The following is a 13021-nucleotide window of genomic DNA, read 5'->3' on the forward strand; positions in this document are numbered from 1 at the left end:
GGTCAGCAGCCTGGTGACGATAGCGGGTGGTCTGGCAGGGGCGGGAGTCAGTGGCGGGAATCTGTCGATGGCGGCCCTGGCATCGAACACAGCGAGGGTGGAGGTTGAGAATAATGCGCTGAGTGACAAGGACAAGAAGCTTCCGATAATAGATATTCGTCCGGGCTGGTTGAAACCGGGAGTTCTGGATGAGGATGGAGATCTGCTTGGCGCAGGTGGTGGGATAGCTAAAGGTGGTAAATCTAAAGATACTCAGATTTGGACAGAAACCAAGAAAGCAGAACCTGTGGGTAATGACTATGGGCACTGGACAAAACATGGGAAAGAGTTTCCTGAGTATCAGAATGCGAAGCAATATGTGGATGCTTCGCATAACTTTGTCACAAATCCGCCAGCAGGTACGCTCACTACAACACGGAAAAACGGTGATACGATTTATTACAACCCATCCTCCAATACATTTGCCGTTAAAAATTCAGATGGTGTACCTAAAACAATGTTCAGACCAGATCCCGCAGATCATGGCTATCCAACAAATTTGGACTATTTCAATGCACAAAAATAATGAGCTATACATCTGCAGAGTATGTGGTGCAGAACAATTAGATGCGCCCTGGGGCGATGATGGGGAATCTCCAACATACGATATATGTGATTGTTGTGGGGTAGAGTTCGGCTACGAAGATTCCACTTTGCAAGGTATCAAGAAATACCGGGCACAATGGTTAGATGGTGGTGCTAAGTGGAGCCATAAAAAATCTGAGCCTGAAAGCTGGTCCTTGGAAAAGCAGCTATCTCATATACCAGCAAGATACCTTTAGTTTTGGATCCCGGCCCCAGCGCCGGGATCTTTTTACCCGTCAGCCCTTAACCGGCTCGATCACCAGTCGTCCCTGTTCCACGCTGACCGTGACCGGCGTGTCGGTGCTGAATCCTGCCTCTGCCAGCCAGTTACCGTTCAGGCGCAGGCTGGGGCTGCGGGAATACCAGGTGGCGCTGTAGTTGTGATGGTAAAAATGCCGGACGCTGACATAACCGATCTTCATCCGCCGCTGTGCTTTGGAAATGTTTCTCTGTGACGTAGAATCGCGCTTAGCCATAGTAACTACCTCTTTAGTTGTCTGTGGTCAGCGGGCCGGGGTGTTCGAGCACTCCGGTGCCGCGTTTGTTAACTACTCTGTTTTACTAATCACGTTATCCAGCATCTCAGTGACAAACTTCTGTCGGGTCTTCGGCATCTGGCTGATGATCTCGATCTGCTGCTCCAGCCGTGACGCCGGGCCGCGCTTCGCCAGACGCTGTGAAGGGAGCCCCAGCAGCTCATCCAGCGACAGGTTGAGGATCTGCGCCAGTTGCGGCAGCAGCGCGGCGGAGACCTTCAGCCGCCCGCCCTCATAGTGCGCCATCGTCTGCTGGGCAATACCTAAAACAGGCTCCGGGATGACGGAGCATCTGATAAGTGCGCTGTATGGAAACAGGACGACGAGTGAACTGACTGCGGATGAGAAGCGTCTGGTCAGCAGCCTGGTGACGATAGCGGGTGGTCTGGCAGGGGCGGGAGTCAGTGGCGGGAATCTGTCGATGGCGGCCCTGGCATCGAACACAGCGAGGGTGGAGGTTGAGAATAACTCGCTCAGTGCTGATCAAATTGATGGTTTTGCAGCAAAAGCTAAAGGGTGCGAAGCTCGCGGCGACTGCGATAAGATCGTTAAAGAAATGGAAGATCTGAGCCTGTTGCAGCAAAAACAGATGATCGCTGTTTGCTCTTCTAATCCGGAAGCCTGTAGAGAAAAATACGGCGATGTACCAGCCAATGGAATGTTGGTTCGGGAAGCGATAGATCGCACGCTCGGGGCTGATGTGCCATCCAAGATGAAGAATGATATGTCTTCATTGCTTGCACAGCAGATCGAAGCTGAAGGCGTTGTAACAAGCACCGAATTTGCCAGCCAGCTAGAAAGTCGCTATGGCATGGATAAGCAGCAATCCGAAATCATGGCAATGGCTGTTCTGGGCGCTGTAACTGGAGGAATGAGCAAAGGTGGATTCTCTGGCTCCGGGGCTAAGAACATTGTTGTTGTGGACTCAGGTAAAAAAGGCGCGTGGAACAAAGCCTTGAATAATCCTGAGCCTAATACAATATATAAAGTCGATGGAAATAAAACATATCATACAGATGAGCTGAACCGTACAACAGTTGTTAATGCAAGTCTTAGCTTGTCAAAAAATGATAGAAATACGTATCAACAATGTAAGGCTGGCAATTGCGGCTACTCTGCTGATGAGGGTGGGCATTTAATCGCCAGTATTTTTAACGGGCCAGGTGAAAAGTTAAATCTTGTTCCAATGGATGGTAATCTGAATAAAGGTGCATGGAAGCAGATGGAAAATACATGGGCTAATGAATTGAAAGATGGTAAAAAAGTTGATGTAAACATTCAGCCAATATATTCAGGTTCTAGTGTTCGTCCTGATCGGGTGATTGTTAAATATTCTATTGATGGTGGTCGCCCCGTGAATGTTGATTTCAAAAACTCCCCAGGAGGTAAGTGATGAAAATAACGGAGTTTGAACAAAAAATTGGCCAGATTTTGTTTGATTGTGGCCCGGATAATGCGAAAAAAATAATTGCACGGGCAGAGGTTTTTCCTGAGGGTGATGGTGGGCGTTATGAATTTGATTATATCGATGAAAATGGTGAACTAGATTGGTTCGACCCTGATGGGAGAGCTGTTGCTGATCTAACTGATGTTTTGGTTGCTTATAAGAAGTTTTTCACCGACAACAATTTAACCAATGGGAAACCCATTTGGTCAAAGTGCGAGATAACAGTCGATGTGCCTGAGGAAAAAATTAGTATAAAATTGCAGTATGACGATTAACTCGAACTAGCTAACCCGTCATGATTGACGGGTGCTTTCTCTGAATTACTTCAGCAACAAGCAAGATATGTTTTTGGAGTACTGCCATAATCGGTACTTCAAAAACTATCCCGTCAGGGTGCAGCCCCGACACCCAAAATCCAGCCTTACAAACGCGCAGGCAGCGATGGCGGGCGCGTCCGATATTATCCTGTGCGAATCCCTAATCGATGCGATGACCTTCTGGTGTGCCGGGCTGCGTAACGTCACCACGGCTTACGGCACCAACGGCTTCACCGCTGACCATCTGGCGGCACTGCGCTACCACGGCGTGAAGCGGGTGCTTATCGCCTATGATCGCGACGAAGCAGGCGACAAAGGGGCTGAACGGGTGGCGACAGAGTTGCTGGCTTGCGGGGTGGAAGCATGGCGCGTACCGTTCCCGGCGGGGATGGATGCGAATGAATATGCGCTCAAAAGTGGCAGCGCGGAGTCGGCGCTGGGGCTGGCGCTGCAACAGGCGCAGTGGCTCGGAACGGGCAGCGGCCCCGGCGTGGTGTTCGCCCATGAATCCCCGGCAGAAATAGCCGCCAGCCCGGACAACAACCCGGCCCCCGCAGCCAGCGTACCTTCAGTGCCACAGGCTGGCCCGGAGGCGGTGCCCTATGAGGTGAGCACCTCGGGCGACCTGCTGCTGACCTGCGGCCCGCGCGTGTGGCGGGTGCGTGGCTGGCAGAAACAACGCCAGCCGGATGCGATGAAAGTGAATGTGCAGGTGCGCGACAGCCTGACCGGGGCGTTCCATGTGGACAGCCCGGACATGTACAACGCAAGACAGCGACAAAACTACGTGAGCACGGCGGCGGCAGAGCTTGCCTGTGAGCAGTCGGTCATCAAACGGGAATGCGGGCGCCTGCTGCTGTTGCTGGAGCAGAAACAGGACGAGGCGCGGCAGTCTGAAGCCACCGACAACAGTACCGCCGTCACGATGAACGCTGACGACGAAGCGGCGGCGCTGGCGTTGCTTAAATCCCCCGACCTTGCGGCGCGTATTACCGATGACCTTGCGGCCTGCGGGGTGGTGGGGGAAGCGACCAATCTGCTGACCGGGTATCTTGCGGCAGTATCGCGCAAACTGGATAAACCGCTGGCGGTGCTTATCCAGTCCTCGTCTGCGGCGGGGAAGTCCTCGCTGATGGATGCGGTGCTGGGGCTGATGCCGGATGAAGAGCGGGTACAGTACAGCGCCATGACAGGCCAGAGCCTGTATTACCTGGGGGAAACCTCGCTTCAGCATAAAATCCTCGCCATCGCCGAAGAAGAAGGCGTACGACAGGCGGCCTATGCCCTGAAGCTGTTGCAGTCAGACGGGGCGCTGACCATCGCCAGTACGGGCAAGAACGAACAGAGCGGCGAACTGGTGACGCGGGAATACAGCGTTCAGGGACCGGTGATGCTGATGCTGACCACCACGGCCATCGACGTGGACGAAGAGCTGTTAAACCGCTGTCTGGTGCTGACGGTAAACGAGAGCCGGGAGCAGACACAGGCGATACACGCGATGCAGCGGCACGGCCAGACGCTGGAAGGTCTGCTGGCGCAGAACGAGAAACAGTACCTGACACAGCTTCACCGCAACGCCCAGCGCCTGCTGCGGCCGCTGAAGGTGGTGAACCCGTATGCGCACCAGCTCACCTTCCTCAGCGATAAAACCCGCACCCGCCGCGACCATATGAAATACCTGACGCTGATACAGGCGGTGGCGTTGTTGCATCAGTATCAGCGGGAGGTCAAACGGGCGACCCATCGCGGGCAGGTCATCGAGTATATCGAGGTGACAAAAGCCGATATTGCCCTGGCAACACAGCTTGCGCACGAGGTGCTGGGGCGCACACTGGACGAGATGCCGCCGCAGACACGCAAACTGCTGATACTGCTGAAAGCAGAGGTACAGACGCAGGCACAGCGTCAGGGGATGAAACCCGGTGAACTGCGGTTCACCCGGCGCGATGTGCGCGACTGGCTGCACTGGGGCGACACCCAGCTTAAAATCCACCTCGGGCGACTGCTGGAGCTGGAATACCTGCTGCTGAACCGCCGGGGGCTGACGCATGAATATCAGCTCCTGTGGGATGGCGAAGACACACCAGCCCCACACCTGTGCTGGCTGCCGGACGTGGAGAGCCTGAGCACCACACAGCCATCCACACCGCCGACCACAGAGGGCGATGTGTTCCGGTCGGGGTCAGGTACCACCCGGTCGGCAACAGGTCGGGGTGTGGTCGCCCCACAGTCGGGCAGTGAAAAAACCTCGTCAGCACAGATACCATGCGGCCCGGAGCCACAATCGGACGGGCTGAGTAAAAACGCAGTAAACAGTGATAACCTGCAAAACTCACATCACACTACCGCCCCTCATCACCACAGCGATAATCACCACAGCAATGCCTCCGCAGCGGCGGTAACGCATGGCTAACCGCAAGCGCAAAGGCTCCCTGCTGACGGTCGATGAGGTGTACCGTCAGCCTGTCGGCCCGGCGTCAGACCCGAAAAGCCTGTACACGCTGCTGCTGCGGTTCGTGACCTGGCGGCGGGAGCGCAACTGGTCGGAAACCACTCTCAAGGTACAGACCCATCACAGCTACCGCTTCATCCTGTGGGCGGCAGAGCGTGGCCTGCATCATCCGGCAGAGGTGACGCGTCCGGTGCTGGAGCGTTATCAGCGCCACCTGTACCAGTACCGCAAACGCAACGGCGACCCGCTGACCACCCGCACCCAGCGCACGGCAGTCCAGCCGATACAGGTATGGTTCCGCTGGATGACCCAGCAGAACCTGATACTGGCAAACCCGGCGGCCGACCTTGAGTTGCCGAGACTTGAGAAACGCCTGCCGCGCTACATCCTGAGCGTAGAGGAGGTGGAGCAGGTGCTGGCGTTACCTGACCTGACCACGCCGGGCGGCATCCGTGACCGGGCGCTGATGGAGGTGCTGTTGTCAACAGGCATACGGCGCAGTGAGGCCGCAGGTCTGGAGGTGTTCAGCGTGGACGCCAGCCGCCGCACCCTGATCATCGTGCAGGGTAAAGGCAAACAGGACAGGGTTGTGCCTGTGGGTGAGCGGGCGCTGTGGTGGGTACAGCGTTATCTGCACCACGTCCGGCCGCAACTGCTGGTCAACCCGCACTGCAAGGCGCTGTTCGTGGCGCTCGATGGCCTGGAAGGTCTTACGCCGAACGGCATCACCAACACGGTCAGCCACTGGATGAAAGCCTCGGGGCTGGTTGCGCACGGAAGCTGTCACCTGTTCCGCCACGCGATGGCGACGCAGATGCTGGAGAACGGGGCAGACCTGCGCTGGATACAGGCGATGCTGGGCCATGCCAGTGTGGAGTCAACGCAGATATACACGCAGGTGTCGGTGCGGGCGTTGCAGGCGGTTCATGCCACGACCCACCCGGCAGAGCGTGACGCGCAAATCCCGGATGACAACACGGAGGACTGACATCATAATGACAACACAACTGACACCACGTGAGGTTATGACGATGAGCAGCACTATCCACTTCCGTATCGACGAAGAAACCAAACGTCTGGCGATGCAGGCGGCAGAGCGTCAGCAGATGAGCCTGACGGAGCTGATGCGCCAGCGTGCCGAAGAGCTGGCCGCTGAAGAGCGCCGCCATCAGAGCAGCGAGCATGAAGGCTGGCTGGAAGAACAGATAGCACAGGCGTTCAGCCGTCATGATGCAGGCGAAGGTGAGTACATCAGCAATGATGAAATGGAACACCGGATGAACGCGCTGAAACAACGGGCCACGCGGGGTACGCTGTGACGGTCAGTGTTGAGTGGGAAAAACGCGCACAGCATGACAGGGAGAACATCTTCCTGTATCTGAACCGGGAAGCAGGCGCACTGGTCGCCATCGCTGCTGATGACCGTCTGGCGGGCATGGCGGCTATCCTCGCGGAAAACCCGCTTGCCGGGGTGAAAGCCGGACGCTCAGAGAAACAGCGTAAACTGGTGGTGCCTCACTTCCCGTTCATCATCGTGTATGCAACTGAAAATGCCCGGGTGCGCATCCTGCGCGTCCTTCATACCTCCCGAAAGATAGCCGGACAATACAGCCAGAACTGAGGCCCGCAGGGCCTCTCCGGCCTTATCCCACATACTCCCGGATAATCCCGTTAAAAAGCTTTATCAGCCACTTACAGACGCTTCTGCGCACTGTGGGGTGGTTCTGCTGTGCGTCGCTGATATGATGGTGGTGCGGCAGACCTTCGCGTCACGGTGGGGCGGTAGCGTCTTCGGGCCAGAAACGCACGTCGGGGCAAAATGCCGCCAGCGTCAGAATGTACTGGCGAAAATGGTCTGTAACCTGCTGACAACACAAGGAAAACCTCACCCCGCTCTCAATAACCGTGTCGGAACGGGTTGTTGTTGAGAATAATTCGCTGGGTGTAGCACCTCCGGTTCCGGTGCCTGTTCCCGGGGTTCCGGTAAGCCCGGGAGATCAGGTCACCAAAAACGCCAATGACAAAATAGCGTCAGCTGTGGATGATCTGTTTGATGCAGTTGATAAAGCCACTCAGTGTAGCTTTGGGCGTGCATGTTCTTCGGATGATTCAAATCAGGAATCGAAACCCAACGTTGCCGGCAACATGACGGATAACGAGAAGGCTGAATATGGTGGAGCTGGGTCAGGCTCTCCGACTCCACCAGAAGATGATCATGAAAAACAAGAAAGTAAGCCTGTTGATAAACTCAATCAAAAGCAAGAAAGTGCTATCAAGAAGATCGATAACACTATAAAAAATGCTTTAAAAGATCATGATATCACAGGAACTCTTAAGGATATGGATGGTAACCCTGTACCTAAGGAAAGCGGTGGATATTGGGATCACATGCAGGAAATGCAAAATACCCTCAGGGGCTTAAGGAATCATGCAGACACATTGAAAAATGTTAATAATCCAGAAGCTCAAGCAGCATATGGTCGCGCAACAGATGCTATCAATAAAATTGAATCAGCCTTGAAAGGACATGGGATATGATTACTTTCCGTAAGTTGATAGGAAAAATAAATTTAAAACCTGATTCTGTTCAGAAATCATCGCTTGAACAATGGTTTGAACGTGTCATTGATATACCAATAGAAGAGCTGTCCGTAGAAGATCTTTGTCGTGCTATTCGTCAGAATCTCTTTATCGACCAGCTAATGCCAAGAGTATTACAAGTATTGGAGGAAGACCCATTGGCGGGAGAATATTACGATGGTGAACTCATTGCAGCTCTGGCAACAGTAAAAGTAGAGGATCTAAAAGGTCATATGGATTGTTTTGAACAGGCTAAGATGATTATAAATAAAATAAACACTTCAGATATTGATAATGAATTAAGAAAAGATATATTGAAAATCAATAAAATAGGTACGTGAGAAAAAGTAGCTTGCTCTCGCAAGGTAATGGTGTGAGGAAAAAAAGGTGCGTCGGGGCAAAATATTGACAGCACTAAAGCGCGCCTGCGAGAGTAGGTTTTAACCTGCTGACTGTACAGGGAAAATGCCTGTTCGTTCTTAATAATCGTGTCGGATCGAGTTGTTGGTGGAGAATAACTCGCTGGGTGCCGATCAATCCCTGTCCTTCGATAAAGAGTTATCAGATTGCCGGAAATCAGGCGGTGACTGCCAGGGCGTTATTGATAAGTGGAAACAGATCAGTGATAAGCAAAGTGCAGAAACCGATCAGAAGTTGAAAGACAACCCACTGGAAGTCCAGGTTGTAGATAAGGAAATTGCTCAGGGCGGTATTGATATGGCTGAACGTCCTGGCTGGATTGCTAATATCCTTGGTGTGGATGTAATGACCAGCAATGAGGCCAAAACCTATGTCCAGCAATGGAATGGGCAGGATCTGGCTAATATTGATGTAAACAGTCCTGACTGGACGAAGTTCGCAGCATTCGTGTCTGATCCAGAAAACCAAGCCGCAGTGGCTTCGCTTGGGATGCTGGGCAAAGATCTTGTGTATCTCGCTAAGACGACCATATCAAATCTCGTTCAGGGCGGAGCATCAACAGGTATAAAAAGTATGCAGGTAGGGTTAAGGAACCCTCAGCAAGTAGATCAAATAAAAAATGATATGACTTCAGGAAATTACAGATTTACTGCACCTGAAGGTCGTATAGCTGGATATATAGATAGTAAGGGGAATTATTATATATCGGAAGGTAACCATCGGATGGTAGCTGCTCAGGAAATATATAAGAAGACTGGGGATATATCTTACATAGAGAAATTACTGCAAAACGGCTCCTGGACTCAGACAAAGAATGCTCCGACAGGGGCTAAACCTATGCCGACAAGGAAGTGATGATCTTATGGAGGATATTATCTTTATGAAAAAGAATGAAATATATGTGAAAATGCTATCACTTTCTCTACCTTATATTAGAAATATCCAGTCCTTGGGTAAGAAAGAAAAAGCTCGAGATACATCATGCTACTTTGAAGCCGAGTTGGTGCATAATCTAATGCACTCATTACTTACCCCAGACTTTATTGAGCATGATGTATGGTTTTTAAATAATCAAGCTAAATATTATGTTGAAAAATGTAGCGAAGATATATCACCTAATTATAATCAGCACGTCGAGTATATTAAGCTATTATTTAAAATGGTGCCTGATAGTTTAAAATCTAAACTACAATGGCAAGGTCCTTAATAGGATCCCGGCCCCTGCGCCGGGATCTTTTTACCCGTCAGCCCTTAAGCGGCTCGATCACCAGTCTTCCCGGCTCCACGCTGACAATGACCGGCGTGTCGGTGCTAAATCCCGCCTCTTCCAGCCAGTTGCCGTTCAGGCGCAGGCTGGGGCTGCGGGAATACCTGGTGGCGGTGTAGTTGTGGTGGTAAAAATGCCGGATACTGACATAAGTGCGCTGTATGGAAACAGGACGGCGAGTGAACTGACTGCGGATGAGAAGCGTCTGGTCAGCAGCCTGGTGACGATAGCGGGTGGTCTGGCAGGGGCGGGAGTCAGTGGCGGGAATCTGTCGATGGCGGCCCTGGCATCGAACACAGCGAGGGTGGAGGTTGAGAATAACTCGCTGGGTGTTCCGGATAACAAAGCTCGTGCTCAGGAGATGGCTCAGTGCCGGGGTGGTGCTGCCTGTGAAAATGCCGTTATTAATAAGTACAAGAAAATCAATGCAGAACAGCATGAAAGTGTTGTGGGATGTAAAGGCGCTCAGGACTGTGTTAACAAAGCCAATGAGGTGGGTGAGTTACAGGCTGATTATGCCCGTCGTACCAGTGAGTTGCTGGAAAAGTCGCGCATTGATGGTGGGTTAAGTCCGGCAGAACAGGACGAATTAGCTGTTCTTCAGGTGACGACCATCCAGCTCGAAGCAGACCGAAACGCGGCGATCCACAATGCGTTAATGTCTGGGGATTCATCTGAAGCGAAGCAGCTTGCGATAAACTCGTTAGCGCAGGTGGCCGGGACCAGTGCGGCGGGAATCGCAGCGGGGGTTGGGAAAGGAGGAAAAGGTAGTTCGTTACCTACACCTACAACCACTTCGGCAGCGAATGGTCTGAACTATCAGTCCAACCCGAAACATACTCCAGGTCAGCAAGGTTATAGCTTTAATGCTGGGACAGAACCTAAAAACGCTATCGATCTATTTGGCGCGTCAGTTACTAGTGGCAAAAAAAGGTATTCAATTGATAGTGAAGGAAATGTTCATCAATTTACAAATACAAATGATGGAACATGGCACTGGTCTGGGAGTACAGGAGATAAAACAGTTCCATTGAAAAAAAACGATATTCCAAATAGTGTTAAAAAAGAGTTTGGCTTGCCTGGAAAGTGGAGATAATGATGATATTTGGTAATCCGTATCATTTTGCTATATGGACAGAACTTGTCCCTCAGTGGAGTGAGTTATATAAGAATGGCCTTTTCCATTTAGTTATAAATGGAAGTCTGTATCCGGATGATATCAGGACATCAACATTATCCAGTGATCTCTATGAGATCACTGATAACGATTGTGCCTTAATATCACAACCTCAAAATGATGAGATTTTTTATTTATCTACAGAAATTGCTTTTAAAAGATTGTTTGATCTGACTTACCCTGAACCTTCTGAGCAAGATGAGTATCCTGAGCAAATATTTGATTATTGCATTACGTCTTCGAATATTAGTAGTCGTGGTGGATGTTTTTTTGCCGTTTCGAACGATATATCATTGAGAATTATTGGTGGGATAATACAACATCTAGTGAAAGATGAAAGTGAAGAAAAAAATGTATGGGAATATATTAAAAAACCATTACTGCAAGATATCACCATATTAAAGAATGATCTAAATGAAATTATGAGCAATGTAAGAGAGTATGCAGACTCTATTTTAAAATAACTAATGAGATAGTTAAAACAGTCGCTTCTTATAGCTGGTTACAGGCTCTTTAACATTACTGGGTGAAGTAGAGTACGAAGAGCAAAACCGCGTATCGGGGTACTGCGTCCTGCAGATAGAGTGCAACGGAGAAGGTGGATGTAATTTACTGAGTATACAGGGAAAATCTGCCTTCGACGGACAACTTCGCGTCGGAAAGAGTTGTTGTTGAGAATAACTCGCTGGCACATGTACTGGCGGCAGCGGAGAAAGAAAAGCCCGGCACGATAGCGAAATACCAGGCCGCCAGAGAAGCGATGTGTCAGCAGGATCCGGAAGCGTGTCGCCAGGCAGTGAATGAAGCGGCCAGCCTGGGACTGGATTTTGTGCCAGTCATCGGGGATATCAAAGGATTTCACGAAGCTGAGACGGCGCTGGACTATCTTGCTGCGGCGATAGGGTTGATACCGGGTGCTGGCGATGTGGCGGGTAAAACCATTAAGGCGGCAGAAACGGCGCTGAAGAATGGGGATGTTGCTGAAGCATCGAAGTTAATTAATAAAGCCAGCGATGAAATATCGGCTTATAATTCAGCTGCCTATCCAAAACTGAAAGACGATCTGATCCAGCAAAATCTGAATAATATCGCGAAGCAAGATCCTAGATTGGCAGCGGTTGTCAAAGGTGACAATGGAAAGCTGAACTATGGTGTTGGGACTGGCACCAAAGAGGAAGCTGATCTACTGGGTAAAATTTGGGTGGGAGAAGGAGCCAGACCAACAAGTGATGGCACAGGATTAGTTAGTGCTGATGGAACCAGAATTTATAGATCCCCTAAAGAAAAGCCAAATGCTCCTGATTCATTAAACCCAACGGGGACTCAGGCCAACTTTGAAAGTTATACAAAAAATATTGAAACAGGGAAAATGGATAAAACTGGTAACGGTCACTTAAATATTTCAGGGGAAAAATAAATGAAAGCATCTCTAAGGAGTATTGGTTGTGATTGGCTTGATTTATCAAGTTATGAACCTGAAGAAGATGATTGTTTTCAATTTTTAGCCCATCTATGTATAGGGCCAGCAGAAGAAAAAGGGATAAATCATTTTGAGGTTTATGTTTGCACCCCGGAATGGCTCTGCAAACATCACTGGCTGCCGGAACTGATGCGCCATACGCTTCTGGTGCGTAAATATGATCTGGACGAGATCACCAAAACTATCACCGATTACATCGACCAGTGCGAAGGTAATGACTGGATGGAGATAGCTCAAAAGCTCTCTCGCGTCTTTGCCTGGGAATATGAAGACTATCAGCCTTAAATGAGAAAGATCCCAGCCCCTGCGCCGGGATCGTCTTTTTACCCGTCAGCCCTTAACCGCCTCAATCCCTGAATAGCAGTAAGATCCCGAGCCCAGCGCCGGGATCTTTTTGTCAACCGTCAGTCTCACCCACAATGCCCGTCCCTACGCCTGTACACCGGCATATCGCCGGTGTCGTTCAGCGCCCCCGGAAACCCGTCTGTAAGCGCACCCGTTTTAGTTCCACGCACTTCTTGAGCGTTCCGGTATATCAGCCATCAGTAACGGCAGCATCATTATCCGGGACCCGGCAAACCAGCAACAGGATATCGCAGGGCTGAGCCGGGATACGGAGAATATCCACCGGGGTGTGGATGTTGCGGGTGATGTGCAGAAGGTGAAGGATAATCTGGCGGTACAGAGTGAAGGGAGCGTCCTTGCAGCGTCAGCGCTGGAT

At 51.0% G+C, this 13021-nt stretch carries 15 protein-coding genes and 4 pseudogenes; 16 read left to right on the plus strand and 3 right to left on the minus strand.

Features of this window, described 5'->3' with window-relative positions; all coding sequences use genetic code 11:
• The coding region (locus GF617_RS25145) for a VENN motif pre-toxin domain-containing protein (RefSeq protein WP_203452685.1) at nucleotides 1-565 on the plus strand (565 nt) is incomplete at its 5' end.
• A gap of 295 nt (nucleotides 566-860) precedes the next feature.
• Here GF617_RS25145 and GF617_RS25150 read toward each other — a convergent pair.
• Both GF617_RS25150 and GF617_RS25155 read right to left on the minus strand, forming a co-directional pair.
• The gene (locus tag GF617_RS25150; RefSeq protein ID WP_203452686.1) at nucleotides 861-1100 is read right to left on the minus strand and encodes a SymE family type I addiction module toxin; all 240 of its coding nucleotides are present in this window, start codon (nucleotides 1098-1100) and stop codon (nucleotides 861-863) included.
• A 72-nt stretch (nucleotides 1101-1172) separates the two neighbouring features.
• Nucleotides 1173-1427 (minus strand): annotated as a pseudogene (locus GF617_RS25155) (helix-turn-helix domain-containing protein); the annotation flags it as partial.
• 13 nt (nucleotides 1428-1440) lie between these two features.
• Between GF617_RS25155 and GF617_RS25160 the strand changes: the two are divergent.
• From GF617_RS25160 to GF617_RS25210, 11 genes and pseudogenes are all read left to right on the plus strand, one after another.
• A complete protein-coding gene (locus GF617_RS25160) occupies nucleotides 1441-2553 on the plus strand; it encodes a DNA/RNA non-specific endonuclease (protein ID WP_203452687.1) in 1113 nt (370 codons plus the stop codon).
• Nucleotides 2553-2882, plus strand: coding sequence for a hypothetical protein (locus GF617_RS25165; RefSeq protein ID WP_203452688.1), 330 nt, complete (start codon nucleotides 2553-2555; stop codon nucleotides 2880-2882). Before GF617_RS25160 ends, GF617_RS25165 begins: the two co-directional genes overlap by 1 nt.
• A 157-nt stretch (nucleotides 2883-3039) precedes the next feature.
• Nucleotides 3040-5337 (plus strand): annotated as a pseudogene (locus tag GF617_RS25170) (toprim domain-containing protein); the annotation flags it as partial.
• Nucleotides 5330-6364: a site-specific tyrosine recombinase XerC gene (gene xerC, locus GF617_RS25175; RefSeq protein WP_203452689.1), complete on the plus strand. Its 1035-nt coding sequence runs from the start codon at nucleotides 5330-5332 to the stop codon at nucleotides 6362-6364. The pseudogene GF617_RS25170 and the gene xerC, both read left to right, overlap by 8 nt.
• Before the next feature lie 43 nt (nucleotides 6365-6407).
• Complete coding sequence (locus GF617_RS25180) at nucleotides 6408-6695, plus strand: damage-inducible protein J (RefSeq protein ID WP_203452694.1); 288 nt, start codon at nucleotides 6408-6410, stop codon at nucleotides 6693-6695.
• The gene (locus tag GF617_RS25185; RefSeq protein ID WP_203452690.1) at nucleotides 6692-6997 is read left to right on the plus strand and encodes a type II toxin-antitoxin system RelE/ParE family toxin; all 306 of its coding nucleotides are present in this window, start codon (nucleotides 6692-6694) and stop codon (nucleotides 6995-6997) included. Before GF617_RS25180 ends, GF617_RS25185 begins: the two co-directional genes overlap by 4 nt.
• 97 nt (nucleotides 6998-7094) lie before the next feature.
• Nucleotides 7095-7304: a hypothetical protein gene (locus GF617_RS25190; protein WP_203452696.1), complete on the plus strand. Its 210-nt coding sequence runs from the start codon at nucleotides 7095-7097 to the stop codon at nucleotides 7302-7304.
• 181 nt (nucleotides 7305-7485) lie between these two features.
• A pseudogene (locus GF617_RS25195) lies at nucleotides 7486-7914 on the plus strand (ShlA/HecA/FhaA protein); the annotation flags it as partial.
• Nucleotides 7911-8297, plus strand: a complete 387-nt coding sequence (locus GF617_RS25200) for a contact-dependent growth inhibition system immunity protein (RefSeq protein ID WP_024909327.1) — start codon at nucleotides 7911-7913, stop codon at nucleotides 8295-8297. The pseudogene GF617_RS25195 and the gene GF617_RS25200, both read left to right, overlap by 4 nt.
• Before the next feature lie 166 nt (nucleotides 8298-8463).
• Nucleotides 8464-9231 (plus strand): annotated as a pseudogene (locus GF617_RS25205) (adhesin); the annotation flags it as partial.
• Between the two features lie 25 nt (nucleotides 9232-9256).
• Nucleotides 9257-9583 carry a zinc ABC transporter substrate-binding protein gene (locus GF617_RS25210; RefSeq protein WP_203452691.1) on the plus strand — a complete coding sequence of 109 codons (327 nt, stop codon included), beginning with the start codon at nucleotides 9257-9259 and terminating at the stop codon, nucleotides 9581-9583.
• Between the two features lie 37 nt (nucleotides 9584-9620).
• Here GF617_RS25210 and GF617_RS27300 read toward each other — a convergent pair whose 3' ends face one another.
• Nucleotides 9621-9839, minus strand: a complete 219-nt coding sequence (locus GF617_RS27300; RefSeq protein WP_375291176.1) for a SymE family type I addiction module toxin — start codon at nucleotides 9837-9839, stop codon at nucleotides 9621-9623.
• Between GF617_RS27300 and GF617_RS27305 the strand changes: the two genes are divergently transcribed.
• From GF617_RS27305 to GF617_RS25235, 4 genes are all read left to right on the plus strand, one after another.
• Nucleotides 9777-10739, plus strand: coding sequence for a VENN motif pre-toxin domain-containing protein (locus GF617_RS27305; protein ID WP_239006628.1), 963 nt, complete (start codon nucleotides 9777-9779; stop codon nucleotides 10737-10739). The two genes, GF617_RS27300 and GF617_RS27305, sit on opposite strands and share 63 nt — an antisense overlap.
• Complete coding sequence (locus GF617_RS25220) at nucleotides 10739-11284, plus strand: immunity 42 family protein (RefSeq protein ID WP_309228365.1); 546 nt, start codon at nucleotides 10739-10741, stop codon at nucleotides 11282-11284. The genes GF617_RS27305 and GF617_RS25220 overlap by 1 nt, the downstream gene beginning before the upstream one ends.
• Before the next feature lie 296 nt (nucleotides 11285-11580).
• Nucleotides 11581-12237, plus strand: coding sequence for a hypothetical protein (locus tag GF617_RS27310; protein ID WP_239006629.1), 657 nt, complete (start codon nucleotides 11581-11583; stop codon nucleotides 12235-12237).
• Nucleotides 12238-12585 (plus strand): immunity 8 family protein, encoded by a 348-nt coding sequence (locus GF617_RS25235; protein ID WP_181620766.1) that lies wholly within the window; start codon nucleotides 12238-12240, stop codon nucleotides 12583-12585.
• Nucleotides 12586-13021: the final 436 nt, after the last annotated feature.

The sequence above is a fragment of the Lelliottia sp. RWM.1 genome (assembly GCF_016859735.1).
Taxonomy (GTDB): Bacteria; Pseudomonadota; Gammaproteobacteria; order Enterobacterales; family Enterobacteriaceae; genus Enterobacter.